The 18,535-nt window shown below is 44.4% G+C and carries 17 protein-coding genes; 15 read left to right on the top strand and 2 right to left on the bottom strand.

Translation table 11 applies throughout. The features are described from left to right. Window positions 1-15: 15 nt before the first annotated feature. A complete protein-coding gene (gene queA, locus K4H96_RS02455; RefSeq protein WP_223337545.1) occupies window positions 16-1,044 on the bottom strand; it encodes a tRNA preQ1(34) S-adenosylmethionine ribosyltransferase-isomerase QueA in 1,029 nt (342 codons plus the stop codon). A gap of 9 nt (window positions 1,045-1,053) precedes the next feature. Then, window positions 1,054-1,233, bottom strand: a complete 180-nt coding sequence (locus tag K4H96_RS02450; protein ID WP_002897949.1) for a hypothetical protein — start codon at window positions 1,231-1,233, stop codon at window positions 1,054-1,056. A gap of 134 nt (window positions 1,234-1,367) precedes the next feature. Between K4H96_RS02450 and nagB the strand changes: the two genes are divergently transcribed. The 15 genes from nagB (at window position 1,368) to K4H96_RS02375 (ending at window position 18,524) form a co-directional block, all read left to right on the top strand. Continuing rightward, window positions 1,368-2,075 carry a glucosamine-6-phosphate deaminase gene (gene nagB / locus K4H96_RS02445; protein WP_223337546.1) on the top strand — a complete coding sequence of 236 codons (708 nt, stop codon included), beginning with the start codon at window positions 1,368-1,370 and terminating at the stop codon, window positions 2,073-2,075. Window positions 2,076-2,224: 149 nt separating this feature from the next. Further along, window positions 2,225-3,580 carry a DUF1958 domain-containing protein gene (locus K4H96_RS02440; RefSeq protein WP_023915963.1) on the top strand — a complete coding sequence of 452 codons (1,356 nt, stop codon included), beginning with the start codon at window positions 2,225-2,227 and terminating at the stop codon, window positions 3,578-3,580. Between the two features lie 94 nt (window positions 3,581-3,674). Then, a complete protein-coding gene (locus K4H96_RS02435) occupies window positions 3,675-4,844 on the top strand; it encodes an MFS transporter (RefSeq protein WP_223337547.1) in 1,170 nt (389 codons plus the stop codon). 116 nt (window positions 4,845-4,960) lie between these two features. Beyond that, window positions 4,961-5,905, top strand: coding sequence for a competence protein CoiA (locus K4H96_RS02430; RefSeq protein ID WP_223337548.1), 945 nt, complete (start codon window positions 4,961-4,963; stop codon window positions 5,903-5,905). Window positions 5,906-5,939: 34 nt separating this feature from the next. Continuing rightward, window positions 5,940-7,742 (top strand): oligoendopeptidase F, encoded by a 1,803-nt coding sequence (gene pepF, locus K4H96_RS02425; RefSeq protein WP_223337549.1) that lies wholly within the window; start codon window positions 5,940-5,942, stop codon window positions 7,740-7,742. 1 nt (window position 7,743) lies between these two features. After that, window positions 7,744-8,427 (top strand): O-methyltransferase, encoded by a 684-nt coding sequence (locus tag K4H96_RS02420; RefSeq protein WP_223337550.1) that lies wholly within the window; start codon window positions 7,744-7,746, stop codon window positions 8,425-8,427. 113 nt (window positions 8,428-8,540) lie between these two features. Continuing rightward, window positions 8,541-9,548: a peptidylprolyl isomerase PrsA gene (prsA, locus tag K4H96_RS02415; protein ID WP_223337551.1), complete on the top strand. Its 1,008-nt coding sequence runs from the start codon at window positions 8,541-8,543 to the stop codon at window positions 9,546-9,548. A gap of 140 nt (window positions 9,549-9,688) precedes the next feature. Beyond that, the gene (locus K4H96_RS02410) at window positions 9,689-10,270 is read left to right on the top strand and encodes an LURP-one-related/scramblase family protein (RefSeq protein WP_223337552.1); all 582 of its coding nucleotides are present in this window, start codon (window positions 9,689-9,691) and stop codon (window positions 10,268-10,270) included. A 38-nt stretch (window positions 10,271-10,308) separates the two neighbouring features. Continuing rightward, a complete protein-coding gene (gene alaS / locus K4H96_RS02405; protein WP_223337553.1) occupies window positions 10,309-12,927 on the top strand; it encodes an alanine--tRNA ligase in 2,619 nt (872 codons plus the stop codon). Between the two features lie 241 nt (window positions 12,928-13,168). Next, entirely contained in the window at window positions 13,169-14,191 is a 1,023-nt protein-coding gene (gene argC, locus K4H96_RS02400; protein ID WP_002912050.1) for an N-acetyl-gamma-glutamyl-phosphate reductase, read from the top strand. 17 nt (window positions 14,192-14,208) lie between these two features. After that, complete coding sequence (argJ, locus tag K4H96_RS02395) at window positions 14,209-15,402, top strand: bifunctional glutamate N-acetyltransferase/amino-acid acetyltransferase ArgJ (protein ID WP_002902680.1); 1,194 nt, start codon at window positions 14,209-14,211, stop codon at window positions 15,400-15,402. An 11-nt stretch (window positions 15,403-15,413) separates the two neighbouring features. Beyond that, window positions 15,414-16,151 (top strand): acetylglutamate kinase, encoded by a 738-nt coding sequence (gene argB, locus K4H96_RS02390; protein ID WP_002902681.1) that lies wholly within the window; start codon window positions 15,414-15,416, stop codon window positions 16,149-16,151. Between the two features lie 2 nt (window positions 16,152-16,153). Further along, window positions 16,154-17,296 (top strand): acetylornithine transaminase, encoded by a 1,143-nt coding sequence (locus K4H96_RS02385; RefSeq protein WP_223337554.1) that lies wholly within the window; start codon window positions 16,154-16,156, stop codon window positions 17,294-17,296. Window positions 17,297-17,452: 156 nt separating this feature from the next. Next, the gene (locus K4H96_RS12315; RefSeq protein ID WP_032913376.1) at window positions 17,453-17,662 is read left to right on the top strand and encodes a helix-turn-helix transcriptional regulator; all 210 of its coding nucleotides are present in this window, start codon (window positions 17,453-17,455) and stop codon (window positions 17,660-17,662) included. A gap of 97 nt (window positions 17,663-17,759) precedes the next feature. Beyond that, window positions 17,760-18,524, top strand: coding sequence for a DUF3169 family protein (locus tag K4H96_RS02375; RefSeq protein WP_002912054.1), 765 nt, complete (start codon window positions 17,760-17,762; stop codon window positions 18,522-18,524). Window positions 18,525-18,535 lie beyond the last annotated feature (11 nt).

Here is an 18,535-nt window from a genome sequence, read left to right as displayed (position 1 = left end):
AATTTTCACCTATAGTTATTTGATAAACATGGCATCACCAAAGCTGAAGAAGCGATAGCGCTCAGCAATAGCGTGCTCATAAGCTTCAAGCGTTAAGGAACGTCCGGCAAAGGCAGAGACTAACATGACCAGAGTTGACTTGGGCAGGTGGAAGTTGGTTGAAAAAGCATCAACGACCTTCCAATCGTATCCCGGCTTGATAAAAATATTGGTCCAGCCAGAGTCAGCCTGAATCTGACCCTGAAATTTACTTCCAATTGTCTCCAAGGTGCGGATAGATGTCGTTCCGACTGCAATGACACGTCCGCCATTAGCCTTAACCTGACGGAGTGTCTGGGCAGCTTCCTCGGACAGACTGTAAAACTCGGAGTGCATCTCGTGATCATCTAAGCTGTCTACAGAAACCGGTCGGAAAGTTCCCAGTCCGACATGAAGGGTGAGATAGACCAGTTTGACTCCCTTGGCAGAAATCTGTTCCAATAGCTCTTCTGTGAAATGAAGTCCAGCAGTTGGCGCAGCGGCAGAGCCGTTTTCTTTAGCGTAAACAGTCTGGTAGCGTTCGCGGTCTGCCAGTTTTTCGTGGATATAAGGCGGCAGCGGCATTTCTCCCAAACTTTCCAAGACTTCTAGGAAAATCCCTTCGTAGCCAAAGCGCACAATTCGGCCGCCGTGCTCAAGCTCTTCTATCACAGTAGCAGTTAGGCGTCCATCACCAAAGGAAATCTGAGCACCTACTCTGAGGCGCTTGGCTGGCTTAGCTAGCACTTCCCAGTCATCTCCCTGAGTATTTTTGAGTAGCAGCAGCTCGACATGGCCTCCTGTCTCAGGTTTGATACCATAAAGGCGGGCAGGAAGGACACGCGTATTATTCATGACTAGGGCATCGCCGGGCTGGAGCTGATCAATAATCTGGTCAAAGTGCTGGTCGGAGAAGGCTCCCGTTTCTTTATCAACCACTAGCAAGCGGGAAGCATCCCTTTTCTCCAAAGGTGTCTGAGCAATCAGCTCTTCAGGCAAGTCAAAATCAAAATCAGCGGTATTCATTGTATCTCCTTATATTGTTTTCATCAGCCAGAGTAGATAGGCAGCGAGTAGAAAGGGACTAGCTGTAAGTAAGCCGCCCAAAATCAAACTTACAATCTGCCAGCCTGGTTGTTTTTTCATGAGGAAACTCAGGCTGCAGAGTAAGACTCCGACTAAAAATAAAATCAATAAAACAATCAGTAAAAACATGTCTCTATTATAACACGATTTGCTGCAAAAGGAAGCGAGCATGACTAAAAAGTATGTCTATTTTACAGACTTTTTCTTGACAAAAATTGGTCTATACCATATAATGAAATTAAGAAAAGAAGTGGAGGTAAAAAATGAAAATTATTCAAGTGGAAAACCAAGTAGAAGGTGGCAAAGTGGCTCTCGAGCTGCTCAAAGAAAAGCTGGCTCAGGGGGCAAAAACTTTAGGCTTAGCTACAGGCAGTAGCCCTGAAGGATTTTACAAGCAGATCGTTGAGAGCGACCTTGATTTTTCAGAGATGTTCAGTGTCAATCTGGATGAATATGTTGGTTTGCAGGAGGACGATCCTCAGTCTTATCGCTATTTCATGAATAAGCACCTCTTTAACCAAAAGCCTTTTAAAGAAAGCTTCCTGCCTAATGGCGCAGCGAAAGATTTAGAAGCAGAAGTGGCGCGCTACAATCAGCTTCTTGCAGAGCATCCGGCTGATTTGCAGATTTTGGGAATTGGTACGAATGGCCATATCGGCTTTAATGAGCCGGGAACTAGTTTTGACAGTCAGACTCACTTAGTGAATTTGACACCGTCCACCATTCAGTCAAATGCTCGATTCTTCGACAAGATGGAGGATGTTCCGACTCAGGCTATTTCCATGGGAATTGGCAATATCCTAAATGCTAAGTCCATCATCCTCTTTGCTTATGGTTCTGCTAAGGCCAAGGCCATAGCAGGGACTGTTGAGGGGGAAGTGACGGAGGAGCTGCCAGGCAGTGCTCTCCAGAAGCATCCAGATGTTGTGATTATCGCTGATAAGGAAGCGCTTAGCCTGTTAAAACACTAAGATTTTGATGTTGTGCTATAAAACTGGCTTTGCCAGATAAAAGTCTCTTAATTTCCTATCTATTTTTTAGGTAGGATTTTTAGATTTATGGTTGACTTTGCGTAAAATATGATATACTAGATAGGTATAATTGTTCTTTGGAGGATCCTGTGAAGAAAAAGCTTTTGTTATTGGGAATTGTGTTCCTGACCTCGTTAGCGCCGTTAGCTGCTAGGGCTGATGAATTGGTGGATATGGCTAAAAAGATGTATCCGCATGATAATGTTCAGGCGATTAATCGTCCCAAGTCTTCTCTCGTTATTGACGGCAGTACAGGTGATGTTGTCTGGGAGGATAATGTCGATGAGGTGCGTGATCCCGCAAGTATGAGTAAGCTCATGACGCTTTACTTGGTCTTTGAAGCGATTAAGGAAGGAAAAATCAGCGAAAAGACGGTCATTACAGCTACACCTCAGGATCAGGCCACCGCTAATATTTATGAAATTTCTAATAATAAAATTGTTGCTGGTGTGGACTATACCGTATCTGAGCTGATTACCATGACAATCGTGCCTTCATCCAATGCGACAACCGTCATGCTGGCCAATTATTTATCGGATAATGATCCAGATGCTTTCTTGGATCGGATGAATGCCAAGGCTCAAGAGCTGGGCATGACGAATACCAAGTGGTTCAATGCCAGCGGTGCAGCAGCGGTTTCTTTTAAGGGCTATTATAACCCTCAAAACTACGATAATTATGCCAGCAATCAGACAACAGCCCGTGATTTGGCGATTCTGGCTTACAATTTTGTCAATCACCATCCTGAGATTCTAAACTATACTAATAAAGCCAAGGTTACGGTTAAAGCTGGAACTCCTTACGAGGAGACCTTTGAAACCTATAATTACTCCCTGCCGGGTGCTAAATACGCACTCAAGGGCGTAGATGGTATGAAGACAGGCTCTAGTCCTAACGGTGCTTTCAACTATATCGCGACCATTAAGCGTGGCGATCAGCGCATGATTGCTGTGATTATGGGAGTCGGTGACTGGTCTGACCAAGACGGTGAGTATTATCGCCATCCTTTTGGTAATGCTTTGATTGAGAAGGCTTATGCGGATTATGAGTACAAAAAACTCTTATCCAAGGGTGAGCAGGAGATTGATGGACAGAAGTATAAGCTGCCTGAGGATTTCTACGCTACTGTTAAAAAGGGAACCGAGCCTAAAGTCAAGGTTGAAAACAATGTTCTCAAGGCTGAAAATGGCTTGAAGACCTTGTCTAGCAAGATCTCTGATGAAATGAAAGTCGAGAAAGTTGAGAATCCAGTTGCTCAGGCTATTGAAAATGTGACTGGCAGCAAGTCGGAAAGCAAGCCTTGGTATGGTGTGTTCTTCAGCGATAAGATGTTAATTCTGTTGCCTGTTGGCATCCTGTTGATTATTCTGTACTTTGAATACCACAGTCGCCAAAAACGCAAGGCTGCAAAGCAGGAACGTCGTAGAAATACAGATGTTGAATAAAGGGAATGTCCTCTGTCACATACGAACGGAATGACTTTCCAAGCTAAAACTCAGTTCTTTTGCTGAGTTTTCTTTCTGTTTTAAGGAGATTTTCATGCTAAAAAAGTTTCACAACAGCTATCTAGCTCATTTTTTACTCTTTAATTTTTTCTTTCTAGCCTATTCTCTTTTTTCGACTCTGATATCAGTCTATATGCAGGACTTAGGCTATTCTAATGCCCAAGTATCTATGGTAGTGTCAGCTTCCTTCTTTGCTTCCATGTTGGCTCAGTCGCTGTTTGGGATTCTCAGCGATGCTTTGGGGATTAAAAAGATCTTCCTTTTTAGCTTTCTAGTTATGATGGTTGGGGCTGTATTTTTCATGAAAGCGACTCAGCTTTGGCAGTTACTGGTCTGGTATAGTCTGGTCCTCATGCTGGTTAACGGGGTCAATCCAGTCATGGATGTTCTTGCGGCTCAAAGTCCTTATACTTATGGTAAGATTCGGATTTGGGGAACCATTGGCTATGCCTTAGGCTCTCAGCTAGCAGGACTAATCTATCAAAGAGTCGCACCACAGGCTATTTTCCCAGTCTTTATTGGCATGATGCTTATCAGCAGCATAGGACTTTTGGGAATCCAGCCCAAGCACGACCGAGCAGCCCTAGAAAGCAGGAATACCCGCAAGCAGACAGGTCTGGGGAAACTCTTGACCAACAAAACCTATCTCTTTTACTTACTTTTGGTCGCCCTTTACTCTGGAGTGGGGAATACTGGTCATACCTATATCCCTGCCATGCTACAGCATAGTGGCTTAGAGGTGGATATGGCTTCGACTGTCGTTGCCTTATCAGTTCTGGTTGAAGCGCCTTTCATCTTTTATTCCTATCTTTTTATGGACAAAATTTCGATGAAGAAGCTTCTTTATATCTGTTTGGGAATCATCTTTCTCCAGTACAGCGTTTATGCCTTGGATCTAGGTTTGATTTCGAAAATCGGGATGACTCTTTTTTCCAAGCACGTGACGGGCATGGTTTTGATTATGGTGACCCTAAAAATCGTAGCCAGCTTGGTCGATGAAAAATACCTAGTTACAGCCATTGCTTTGGTCCAGACAGCCCGCAGTCTAGGAACCATTCTCATTCAAAATCTTGCGGGTCACTTTTTGGACAGTTGGGGCTACGAAGGAATGAACCTCTTTCTAGCAGCTATTATCTGCTTAGTCTGTCTCCTGGCCCTCTTTCTAAAATTGCCAGAACGAAAAGGAAACCAATTATTTGGATAATGAAAAACGAGTCGGAGAGATGTTCTCTCGACTCGTTTTTTGATGATGTAGATCTTTTCTCTTTTCTTTTTGCGAATATTTTAGTAAATGAGAGAAATTTTAGAGGGGGCTAGGATATGTTTGTGGCGCGAAATCATAAGGGGCTTTTGTGTAATGCACTGGAGGAGAAGATTGAGAAAGGAGCCGATTTCGTCTGCCCAGCTTGTTCAGGGGCAGTCTGTTTTAAAAAAGGGAAAGTTATGCAGCCGCATTTTGCGCATATTTCGCTAGAAGAGTGTCGTTTTTATAGGGAAAATGAGAGCGCTGAGCACCTGAACCTTAAGGCGGAGCTTTTTCGCTGGGCTATCCAGACAGAAGAAGTTGAGGTGGAGGCTTTTTTGCCTGCTCTGCAGCAGATTGCTGATCTACTGGTTGATGAAAAACTGGCGCTTGAAGTCCAGTGCAGTCCCCTAAGTATAGAACGGTTGCAGGAACGGACGCTTTCTTACCGCCAGCATGGTTATCAGGTTCTCTGGCTTTTGGGGCGAAAACTTTGGCTCAAGGATTCCCTAACTCGCCTGCAGAAGGATTTTCTCTATTTTAGTAAAAATATGGGCTTTCATCTTTGGGAGCTGGATCAAGAAAAGCGAGTTCTGCGTCTCAAATACCTGATTCACGAAGATCTGCATGGAAAAGTCCAGCACAAGACCAAGACCTTTCCCTTTGGTCACGGCCGTCTTTTGGATATTTTGCGTTTGCCCTTTCAAAAGCAGGAGTTGAACAGTTTTCTGGCCCAGCAAGATCTGCAGATCTGCAATTATATACGCCGTCAGCTTTATTACCAGCAGCCTAGATGGATGCGGCTGCAGGCCCAACTCTATCAGGTTGGCGATAATCTCCTGACTAAGTCAGCAGAGGATTTCTATCCGCAGGTTCGGCCAATACAAGCTGCTTCCTTCTGTCAGATAACTACCGACCTGACTGACTATTACCAGCAGTTTGAGAATTATTATGTCAATCTCCAGCAAAAAAATCTGCAAATTGTTTATTCACCGGCTTTTTATACAAGGATTTTACGTTGATTTGTGATAGAATAGGGGAGTCGGAGGATTTTTTATGGCAAAACAAAGAAATGAAATTGAAGAAAAATATACTTGGGATTTGAGTACCATTTTCCCAACAGATGAAGCCTTTGAAGCGGAGTTGGCGCAGGTTTCAGAAGAAGTGAAGAAAGCAGCTGGTCTGGCTGGGCATTTGCTGGATTCAGCGGATAGTCTCTTAACAACGACTGAAATCCAGTTGGACTTGATGCGTCGTATTGAAAAGCTTTATTCTTATGCTCACATGAAGAATGACCAGGATACACGTGTGGCTAAGTACCAAGAGTATCAGGCTAAAGGCATGACTCTTTACAGCGACTTTGGTCAAAGCTTTGCTTTCTATGAGCCAGAATTTATGGCGATTACAGAAGAGCAGTACCAAGCTTTCTTGGCTGAGCAGCCAGCCTTGCAGCAGTATCAGCATTATTTTGACAAGCTTTTGAAAAAGAAAGCCCACATCCTAACACAGCGTGAAGAGGAGCTATTGGCCGGTGCTGGTGAAATTTTTGGTGCAGCGGGCGAAACCTTTGCTATCTTGGATAATGCAGACATCGTCTTTCCGATGGTGCATGACGAAGATGGAAATGAAGTTCAGCTCAGCCACGGTAACTATATCACCTTGGTCGAGTCTAAGAACCGAGAGGTCCGCAAGGAAGCTTACGAGGCTCTCTACAGCGTCTACGAGCAGTATCAGCATACCTATGCTAAGACTTTGCAGACCAATGTCAAGGTTCACAATTACAATGCGAAAGTCCGCAAGTTCTCATCTGCCCGTGAAGCGGCTTTGTCAGCTGACTTTATTCCAGAAAGTGTTTATGACAGCCTAGTTTCAGCTGTCAATAAGCATTTGCCTCTTTTGCAGCGTTATATCGCTTTACGAGCGAAGATTTTAGGCATTTCTGATTTGAAGATGTATGATATGTACACACCTTTGTCAGAGACAGACTACAAGTTCACTTATGAGGAAGCCTTGGCTAAGTCTGAGGAAGTTCTGGCTATTCTGGGTGAGGATTATCTGAGCCGAGTGAAGACAGCTTTCTCAGAGCGCTGGATTGATGTTCATGAAAATCAAGGCAAGCGCTCAGGGGCATATTCTGGCGGTTCTTATGACACCAATGCCTTTATGTTGCTCAACTGGCAGGATACGCTGGACAATCTCTTTACCTTGGTGCACGAGACAGGCCACAGTATGCATTCCAGCTATACTCGTGAAACACAGCCTTATGTTTACGGGGATTATTCTATCTTCCTAGCTGAGATTGCTTCGACGACTAATGAAAATATCCTGACAGAGAAGCTCTTGGAAGAAGTAGAAGATGATGCAACCCGCTTTGCTATCCTCAATCACTTCTTGGATGGCTTTAGAGGTACGGTCTTCCGTCAAACCCAGTTTGCGGAGTTTGAGCACGCTATCCACAAGGCTGACCAAGAAGGTCAAGTTTTGACCAGCGAGTTTTTCAATGAGCTCTACGCTGACTTGAACGAAAAATACTATGGTCTGAAGAAAGAAGATAATCCACAGATTCAGTACGAATGGGCACGGATTCCGCATTTCTACTATGATTACTATGTTTTCCAATATTCGACAGGATTTTCAGCGGCTTCTGCCTTGGCTGAAAAGATTGTCCATGGCAGTCAGGAAGACAAGGATAAGTATCTGGACTATCTCAAAGCTGGGAATTCTGACTATCCCCTCAATGTCATCAAAAAAGCAGGTGTGGACATGGAAAAAGAAGACTACCTAAATGCTGCTTTTGCTGTCTTTGAGCGTCGCTTGGATGAATTCGAAGCCTTGGTAGAAAAGTTGGGACTGGCATAAGATGGTCGAGACTTATAATCAAAACTCTAATCCCAATATGCGCCGGCCAGTGGTCAAAGAAGAAGTCGTAGACTTTATGAGACAGCGTCTCCAGCCAGTCACTGGCGGCCTCAAGGAGCTGGAGGATTTCGCCAGAGCTGAAAATGTGCCCGTGATTCCCCATGAGACAGTAGCTTACTTCCGCCTGCTAGTCGAAAGTCTCCAGCCAGAGAAGATTTTAGAAATCGGGACGGCTATTGGTTTTTCGGCCCTTTTGATGGCAGAACATGCTCCTCAGGCCCAGATTACGACTATTGATCGCAATCCAGAGATGATTGAGCTTGCCAAGGCTAATTTTGCCAAGTATGACAGCCGTCAGCAGATTACCCTGCTGGAAGGCGATGCGGTGGATTTACTTGAGACGTTAGAGGATTCCTACGACCTTGTCTTTATGGACTCTGCTAAGTCTAAGTATGTGGTGTTTTTGCCTCAGGTCCTCAAGCGCCTTAATTCTGGTGGCCTGATCCTCATTGATGATGTCTTTCAAGGCGGCGATGTTGCCAAGCCTTTTGAGGACATTAAGCGTGGCCAACGGGCTATTTACCGAGGACTGCATAGTCTTTTTGACGCAACTCTGGACAATCCAGATTTGACTGCGAGTCTGTTACCGTTAGGAGATGGGCTGCTTATGATTAGAAAAAAATGACATCTATGATTTTTTCCTAATTTCCAAAAATTTTTAGTAAAATTTAAGATATCAATTCAAATTTGTGCTACAATAGAAAACATGAACTTTTAAGAATAAGGAGTCAATATAAAATGAAGAAAAAAATATTTGCAGGAGCTGTGACACTCTTGTCAGTCGCTGTATTAGCAGCATGCTCTAACTCAGAAGGCAAGGACATCGTGACCATGAAGGGAAACACGATTACTGTCAATGAGTTCTACGATCAAGTGAAAAACAATGGTGCAGCTCAGCAGGTCTTGCTGCAGATGGCTATCAAAGACATCTTTGAAGAAAAATACGGCAAAGATGTCAAAGACAAGGACGTTAAGGATGCTTTCGAAAAGTCTAAAACGGCTTACGGTACAGCTTTTGCCCAAGTCTTGGCTCAAAACGGCTTGACCGAAGATGCCTACAAGGAGCAAATCCGCACCAATATGCTGGTAGAGCATGCTGTTAAGAAGGCTGCTGAAAAAGAGCTGACTGATGAAAACTACAAGGCTGCCTTTGAAAACTACACGCCAGAAGTAACAGCTCAAATCATTAAGGTTGACAGCGAAGACAAAGGTAAGGAAGTTCTCGAAAAAGCTAAAGCAGAAGGAGCAGACTTCAGTCAAATCGCTAAAGAAAACTCTACCGATGCTGCCACTAAGGAAAAAGGCGGAGAAATCAAGTTTGACTCTGGCTCTACTGATGTTCCAGATGCTGTCAAAAAAGCTGCTTTTGCTTTGGAAGAAAATGGTGTTTCAGACCTTGTGACTGTGCCAGATTCACAGTACTCAGCAAGCTACTATATTGTTAAGTTAGTCAAGAAGTCAGAGAAATCTTCTAACTGGAAAGACTACAAAGATAAACTGAAAAAGATTATCATTGCGCAAAAAGAAAAAGATACTAGCTTCATCCAAAGCGTCGTGGCTAAAGAGCTGAAAGATGCCAACATCAAGGTTAAGGACAGTGCTTTCCAATCTATCTTTGCTCAGTATATTGAAACGACAGGCTCTTCAACTTCTTCATCAAGTGCTGCCAGCAGCTCAAAGACATCTGAGTCTAGCTCAGCAGCTGAAAGCAGTTCAGCAGAAGCTTCATCCTCAGCCGCAGGATAAGGTTGACGAAAAGAGAATAAGCAAGTATAATAAGACTGGTGAGAATTGATTTTTCAAGTTCTTAGTTCAGAGAATTGGCGGTGCTGCGAGCCATCTGAGACGGAGAGTCATGCTACTCATCTTGAAAAATAGAATACGAAATGAGAATGACAAGTTCATTGAATGAAGGTGGTACCGCGGTTTTTCGCCCTTCAGACAAGGAGCTTGTCTTTTATGTTGACTGTGGAGGTAACGTAATGAAAACCTATCTTGTCAAACAGAAATTTCGCTTAGGCGGCGAACGCTTTGATATCAAGGACGATCGAGGAAATGTGGATTACCAAGTGGAAGGCTCTTTCTTCCAGATTCCTAAGACATTTACTATCTATGATAGTCAAGGACAAATCGTCAGTCAGATTACCAAGACCCTTATAACCCTCCTGCCCCAGTTTGAGATCAAACTCAGCAGTGGGCATAGCTTTTATATCCGTAAGAAATTCTCTTTTTTGCGTGATAAATATAAATTTGATAATTTGGGTCTACGAGTTGAAGGGAATATCTGGGATTTAAACTTTCGTCTGCTGGATGACAGCAATCAAGTCGTTGCAGAGATTACCAAGGAGCTTTTCCATCTAACCTCTACTTATCAGGTGAGTGTCTATGATGAGACTTATTCAGATTTGGTGATTTCCCTCTGTGTCGCTATTGATTATGTCGAAATGCTGGAAAGTTCGTCGTCATAATGCAATTATTTTTAGAAAAAAATTAAGGAGAAAAATAAATGAAACAAATGTCAAGTGCTCAGGTTCGTCAAATGTGGCTAGATTTTTGGGCAACTAAAGGTCATGCAGTAGAACCATCTGTCAGCTTGGTGCCGGTCAACGATCCAACCTTGCTCTGGATTAACTCTGGTGTAGCAACCCTCAAGAAATACTTTGACGGAACCATTATTCCAGAGAATCCTCGGATTACCAATGCTCAAAAGGCCATTCGGACCAACGATATTGAAAATGTTGGAAAGACTGCCCGCCACCATACCATGTTTGAAATGCTGGGCAACTTCTCTATCGGTGATTACTTCCGTGATGAAGCGATTGAGTGGGCTTACGAGCTTTTGACTAGCCCTGAGTGGTTTGATTTCCCTAAAGATAAGCTCTACATGACCTACTATCCAGATGACAAGGACTCTTACAACCGCTGGATTGCTATGGGCGTTGAGCCTAGTCATTTGATTCCGATTGAAGATAATTTCTGGGAAATCGGTGCGGGACCTTCTGGGCCGGATACAGAGATTTTCTTTGACCGGGGTGAGGCTTTTGATCCAGAAAATATTGGGGTCCGTCTCTTAGAAGAAGATATTGAAAACGATCGCTATATCGAAATCTGGAATATCGTTTTGTCACAATTTAACGCAGACCCTGCTATACCTCGTAGCGAGTACAAGGAATTGCCACATAAGAACATTGATACGGGCGCTGGTTTGGAGCGTTTGGTCGCTGTTATCCAAGGAGCTAAGACCAACTTTGAGACCGACCTCTTTATGCCAATCATTCGCGAAGTAGAAAAACTGTCTGGCAAGGTCTATGACCAAGATGGCGACAATATGAGTTTCAAGGTTATCGCAGACCATATCCGCTCGCTCTCCTTTGCCATTGGTGATGGGGCTCTTCCTGGAAATGAAGGCCGTGGCTATGTCCTTCGTCGTCTACTCCGTCGTGCTTCAATGCATGGTCAAAAGCTGGGGATCAATGAGCCTTTCCTTTACAAACTGGTTCCAACAGTGGGCAAGATTATGGAAAGCTACTACCCAGAAGTTCTTGAAAAGCAAGACTTTATCGAAAAGATTATCAAGAGTGAGGAAGAATCTTTTGCTCGTACTCTGCACTCTGGTCAACACTTTGCAGAAACAATTGTGGCAGATTTGAAAGCTAAGGGACAAACTGTTATTGCTGGTCAAGATGCCTTCAAACTCTACGATACTTACGGTTTCCCGCTGGAGTTGACTGAAGAAATTGCTGAAGAAGCAGGCATGACTGTGGACCGTGCTGGCTTTGAAGCGGCTATGAAAGAGCAGCAGGATCGGGCGCGTGCTTCTGTCGTCAAGGGCGGCTCAATGGGCATGCAAAATGAAACCCTGCAGGCCATCACCGTAGAGAGTGCCTTTAACTACGAAAAAGAAGAGTTGACAGCTGAACTCCTTGCTATCGTGGCGGATGATGCAGCAGTGGAGTCAGTTGAGACAGGCACAGCTGCCCTCATCTTTGCAGAAACACCATTCTATGCAGAAATGGGTGGTCAGGTAGCTGACCACGGTCAAATCTTTGATGGAGCAGGCAATCTGGTAGCGCAAGTTACGGACGTGCAAAAGGCACCAAATGGTCAGCCACTGCATACTGTAGAAGTTTTGGCTCCTCTGGCTCTGGGTCAAAGCTATAAACTGGAAATTGACCACAGTCGTCGCCATCGTGTGATGAAAAACCACACGGCAACCCACCTCCTGCATGCTGCCCTGCACAATGTTCTTGGTAACCATGCAACCCAGGCAGGATCTCTGAACGAAGTAGAATTCCTGCGCTTTGACTTTACACACTTCCAAGCGGTGACTGCAGAAGAGCTGCGCGCTATCGAGCAAGAAGTCAATGAGAAAATCTGGGAAGCCCTTGCTATAGAGACAGTAGAGACAGATATTGACACGGCTAAGGGAATGGGTGCCATGGCGCTCTTTGGCGAAAAATATGGTAAAGAAGTTCGCGTCGTAACCATCGGCGACTACTCTGTCGAGCTTTGCGGAGGAACCCACGTAGGCAATACTTCTGAAATCGGTATTTTCAAGATTGTCAAAGAAGAGGGGATCGGATCCGGAACTCGTCGTATCTTGGCGGTCACCAGCAAGGAAGCTTTCACAGCCTACCGTGAGGAAGAAGAGGCGCTCAAGGCTATCGCTGCGACTCTCAAGGCACCGCAAATCAAGGAAGTACCTCACAAGGTAGAAGCGCTGCAAGAGCAGCTGCGTCAACTGCAAAAAGAGAATGCAGAGCTCAAGGAAAAGGCAGCAGCAGCGGCCTCTGGTGAAGTCTTCAAGAATGTTCAAGAAGCAAATGGACATAGCTTTATTGCTAGTCAGGTCTCTGTTTCTGATGCAGGTGCCCTGCGTACCTTTGCGGACACTTGGAAGCAGAAGGACTATTCAGATGTTCTTATACTGGTCGCAGCAATTGGTGACAAGGTCAATGTTCTTGCAGCCAGCAAGACCAAGGACATCCATGCTGGTAATCTGATTAAGGAATTGGCACCGATTGTAGATGGTCGAGGCGGCGGTAAGCCAGACATGGCTATGGCCGGTGGCAGCAAGCAATCAGCTATCCCAGCCCTGCTAGCAGCAGTTGCTGAGAAGATGTAATATGAGATAACAGATAGATGAAAAGGTCTGCTCTTTGGGCAGACCTTTTTCTGTGCTCTCAGCTCTCTTACTTCTCTGTATGAAAAGTCAATAAGTCGTTTTTCGGCAATAAATTATGAATTGTTTTAGAATAAATAATGATATTTTCAAAAATATTGCATAAAAATACAGAAAACACTTGACAAAGGGAAAATATGCGAGTAAAATAAAACGCATATTTATACGGAGGTGTTTTAAAAATATGCGAATTTCGATTGTAGGAATTACTGGTTACTCAGGAATGGAACTCCTCCGTATTTTGCTGCAGCATCCGCAGGCAGAAGTCGTTTCCCTTCATGCCAGCCAAGATATAGAGGCTCCTGTGTCAGAGCTTTATCCTCATTTGAAGGGGATTTGCGACCTGAAAATAGAAGCTTTCGACAGTCAGGAAATAATGCGACGAGCAGATCTTGTTTTCTTTGCAACGTCAAGCGGAGTGGCTAAAGATTTGTCAAAAGACTTTGTTGAAGCAGGATTTCCAGTCATTGATCTATCAGGAGATCATCGTTTGCCAGGGAATATTTATAAAAAATGGTATCAGAAAGAGCCGGCTGAAGACTATGTTCAAAAAGCGTTTATTTATGGGCTGTCTGAGTTTACAGATATCAGAGGGAAGCGATTTATTGCTAATCCCGGCTGCTATGCGACGGTTACAGAGTTGGCCTTGATTCCCTTGCTGAAGGCTCGGGCTATTGAGCTGGACTCCATTATTGTCGATGCCAAGAGCGGCTTGACTGGAGCAGGGAAAAATCCAGCTGCATCCAGCCATTTTGTTCATGTGCATGACAATTATGTGACTTACAAGCTGAATCAGCATCAGCATATTCCGGAGATTGTGCAGCAGTTGCAGCGTTTTGATGAGAAATTGCAGCAGATTCAGTTTTCAACATCCCTCATTCCACTCAATCGTGGTATCGTGGCGACAGTTTATTGCAAGTTGAAAGAACCTTTGACTCGAGAAGAGCTGGCTGCTATTTACCAGGAATGCTATCAGGATAAGCCTTTTGTCCGTATTCAAGCAGCTCTGCCGAATCTGCACCAGGTTGTCGGTACTAATTATACAGATATTGGTTTTGACTATAATCCTGTGACAAACATTTTAACGGTAGTAGCTGTGCTGGATAACTTAATTAAGGGGGCTGCTGGTCAGGCGGTTCAAAATATGAATCTGATGCTGGGCTTTCCCGAAACAGATGGCCTGCTCAGTCAACCGTCCTATGTCTAGATGAGAAAGGGTTAGATATGAAGATTATTGATGGAACGATTGCCAGTCCGCTAGGCTTTTCAGCTGACGGTTTACACGCTGGCTTTAAGAAAAAGAAGTTGGATTTTGGCTGGATTGTATCAGAAGTACCGGCCAGTGTGGCAGGAGTCTATACGACCAATAAGGTCATTGCTGCTCCGCTTCTAGTGACCAAAGCATCAATTCAAAAGAGCCAGAAATTGCAGGCAATAGTGGTTAATTCTGGTGTTGCCAATTCCTGTACAGGCCAGCAGGGGCTGGACGCCGCCTATGAAATGCAGCGTTTGACTGCCCAAAAGCTGAAGATTGAGCCTGACTTGGTTGGTCTGGCTTCTACAGGAGTCATCGGCGAGCAGCTTCCAATGGATGCTCTGAAAAATGGCCTGTCACAGATTCTAGTGAGCGGCAAGGCAGAAGATTTTGCTGAGGCTATCTTGACGACAGATACTTGTACCAAGACCTGTGTAGTCACAGAAGAGTTTGGATCAGACCTGGTGACTATGGCGGGAGTGGCTAAGGGATCGGGCATGATTCATCCGAATATGGCGACCATGCTGGCCTTTATCACCTGTGATGCCAATATTTCTAGTGCTACCTTGCAAAAAGCTCTCAGTCAGCATGTGGAGACGACTTTCAACCAAATCACGGTGGATGGGGATACATCGACCAATGACATGGTGCTAGTCATGGCAAATGGCTGCCGACAAAATGAAGAAATTCTGCCAGATACGGAAGAATTTGAAAAGTTTTCTAAGATGCTCCGCTATCTTATGGCTGACTTGGCTAAGAAAATTGCCAAGGATGGCGAAGGAGCAACCAAGCTGATTGAAGTTAATGTGCGGCACGCTAAGGATGAACAGAGCGGCCGTATGATTGCCAAGAGTGTTGTTGGCTCTAGCTTGGTTAAAACTGCCATTTTTGGTCAAGATCCAAATTGGGGCCGAATCTTAGCAGCTATCGGCTATGCGGGAGCAGATGTCTCGGTGGATAATATTGATATTTGGATTGAGGGGATTCCAGTTATGCAGGCTTCTAGCCCTGTGGCTTTTGACCCCGAGGAAACAAGTGATGCCATGGCTGGAAAGCTGCTAACCTTGACCATTGACCTACACGATGGGGACGCTGAAGCTCAGGCCTGGGGCTGCGATTTATCCTATGATTATGTGAAAATCAATGCCCTCTATAGAACCTAAGGAGAAATGCAATGAAAGATGTGATTGTTATAAAAATTGGCGGTGTTGCTGCGCAAAAACTGTCTGATAAGTTTATCAAGCAGATGCAAGAGTGGATAGCAGCTGGTAAGAAAATCGTGGTCGTTCATGGGGGCGGTCTGGTCATTAACCAACTCATGAAAGAGCGTCAGCTGCCTACTCACAAGGTTAAGGGATTGCGGGTGACAGCTAAGTCTGACTTACCCATCATTGAGCAGGCTTTGCTAGGTCAAGTCGGCCGGACGTTGACACAAGAACTGAACGACTCAGATATTGAAAGCGTTCAGTTGGTTTCTCATTTGGGAAAGACAGTTTCGGCAGATTTTATCGATAAAGAGCTCTATGGCTATGTCGGTGATGTGACAGCAATTCAAACTGCTTATCTAGAGCAGCTGCTGGATGCGGACATAGTCCCAGTGCTGGCTTCGCTGGGGGAAAATGCGGCTGGCGATCTCTTAAATATCAATGCAGACTATCTAGCAGCGGCAGTTGCTAGCAGCTTGCAGGCAGAGAAGCTAATCCTGATGACAGATATAGAAGGAGTTCTAGAGGACAAAAAGGTCCTGCCCCAGCTTCTGACCAGTCAGGTTTCCAAGAAGATTCAGACAGGTGTCATCAAGGGTGGTATGATTCCCAAGATTGAGAGTGCTGTCCAGACTGTGCTTTCCGGTGTCGGGCAGGTTCTGATTGGTGACAATCTTTTGACGGGCACCTTGATAGCAGAGGGATAACGATGACTTATTTATTTGAAAACTACAAGAGGGCACCCATTGAGTTTGTTAAAGCAGAGGGCTCCTATCTGATTGACAATGAGGGAAAAGCTTATTTGGACTTTTCATCGGGGATTGGCGTAACCAATCTTGGCTTTCACCCGCAGGTCCAGCAGGCTTTGATCCAGCAAGCAGGGCGCATCTGGCACAGTCCCAATCTCTATCTTAGCTCTCTGCAAGAGCAGGTGGCTCAGGAACTGGCAGGTTCTTATGATTATTTAGCTTTTTTCTGCAATAGCGGAGCGGAAGCCAATGAAGCAGCTATTAAGCTAGCCCGCAAAGCTGCTGGCAAGCAAGGCATTATCACCTTTCAGCAATCCTTTCACGGTCGGACCTTTGGTGCTATGGCCGCAACAGGACAGGATAAGATCAAGAAAGGATTTGGTGATGGGGTGCCTTATTTCAGCTATGCGGTTTACAATGATCTGGCCAGCGTAGAAGACTTGGTCAATCAGGATACGGCAGCTATCATGCTGGAATTGATCCAAGGAGAATCGGGTGTTCGTCCAGCAGAAGCAGCTTTTGTCAAAGACTTGGCTGATTTTTGCCAACAAGAGGGGCTTTTGCTGATTGTCGATGAGGTCCAGACAGGTATGGGGCGCACTGGTCAGCTTTATTCCTTTGAGCACTATGGGATTATACCGGATATTGTGACCCTGGCTAAGGGTCTGGCCAATGGCCTGCCCGCTGGTGCTCTATTAGGAAAATCAAGCTTGGCTCCCGCTTTTGGGCCGGGCAGTCACGGCTCCACATTTGGTGGCAATAAATTAGCCATGGCAACTGCCTTGGAGACCTTGCATATCATGAAAGAGACGGGATTTATGGAAGAAGTCAGGTCTAAGAGTGCCATCTTACTGGAGCAGCTGCAGCTTGCTTTTAAGGATCATCCAAAGATTTCTGCTGTTCGCGGTCTGGGCATGATGATTGGTATTGAAACAAGTGCCGGTTTGTCAAGGCTTGTTGAAGCCGCTCGCCAGAAAGGCTTGATTATCCTGACAGCCGGAGAGAATGTTATCCGTCTCCTGCCGCCTTTGACTATCAGCAGGGAGGAAATCCAGCAGGGTATTGCTATTTTAAAAGAAGTATTTTCAGAAGTAGATGAATAAAGGAAAAGGATTCAGTTTGAGCTGGATTCTTTTTTGTCTATGATAAAGGCATTTTTGACAATGATTATTATTTTTTTGACAAAGATACTTGTCAAAAAGAAAAGAATCTGTTACAATGATTTTATCCAAGGGAGAATAATAAATAAGGAGTTTATGATGCAGCTTAGAAATCGACTCAAGGAGTTGAGGGCGCGTGACGGTCTCAACCAGACAGAACTGGCTAAGCTGGCCGGTGTTTCCAGGCAGACAATCAGCCTTATAGAGAGAGGCGAATATACCCCATCGATTGTGATTGCCTTTAAGATTGCCCATATTTTCAACGAAAACATTGAGAATGTCTTTCGGCTGGTGGAGGAAGCAGAATGAAGAACCAATTAAGATTCATTTCAACAGGAGCTAAAACAGTCCTTCAGCCTCAGCATTCTTGTATCATCTATTGTAAAAAAATAAAGGAGAAGAAGTCGTGAAAGAGCAAAAACGTATATCTAAACAGAAAAGAGTTTTATATAATGTCCTTATTTTGCTAGCTGGAGCTTTAATAGGTGGCTTGTCTGTTTTGTTTTCTGAAATAGGTCTGCTAAAAAACATCAGTTGGTCGACAATTTTTACTGTTCAACTGCTGCGCCAGTTAGGTCGGGCTAGTCTTATCATCCTCTATCCATTGGTCTTTTTCTTGATTTATCGGACTCGTAAATACAATGAAGCTTATGAAAAAGAAGCAGATGAGGATAAGAATTATGAATGGTACCGGCTAACCTTTAAAAATCTGGAATATGCGGGCATTGTCTTTAATATCAGCAGTGCTATCGTTCTTTTTACGATTTTAGTTGGAGTTGTTTTTATCGGGAATATCACTAATAATAAGAGTCCGCTTCAGTGGAGTCTTATAGATTATGCGATTGCCTTTCTTTATTTTATTTTGCAAGTTGTCTTTTTAAAGACGGTTCAGAAGGTGCGGCACTATAAGCTATCAGCCTTTCCGACTACTGAGGAAATAAAAGAATTTGCCCTCTCTTATGATGAGTCAGAGCTGCAAGCCAATTATGAACAGTGCTATCTCATTCTCTTCAATGTAAATCAGAGACTTCTGCCAGCCCTCTATGTCATTTTAGGGATACTGGGAGCCTTCACACCCCTCAATGTCGTTTCCGGTTTTGTCATCCTAGTGGTAATCCATATCTATATCAATCTTATGTATTATCCAATGGTAAGAAAATATTTCAAATAAGCTTATTTCCC

It is taken from the genome of Streptococcus sanguinis (assembly GCF_020729765.1).
Lineage (GTDB): Bacteria > Bacillota > Bacilli > Lactobacillales > Streptococcaceae > Streptococcus > Streptococcus sanguinis_Q.
The sequence above is the reverse complement of the archived record's forward strand: the minus strand, read 5'-3'. Positions and strand labels throughout refer to the sequence as shown.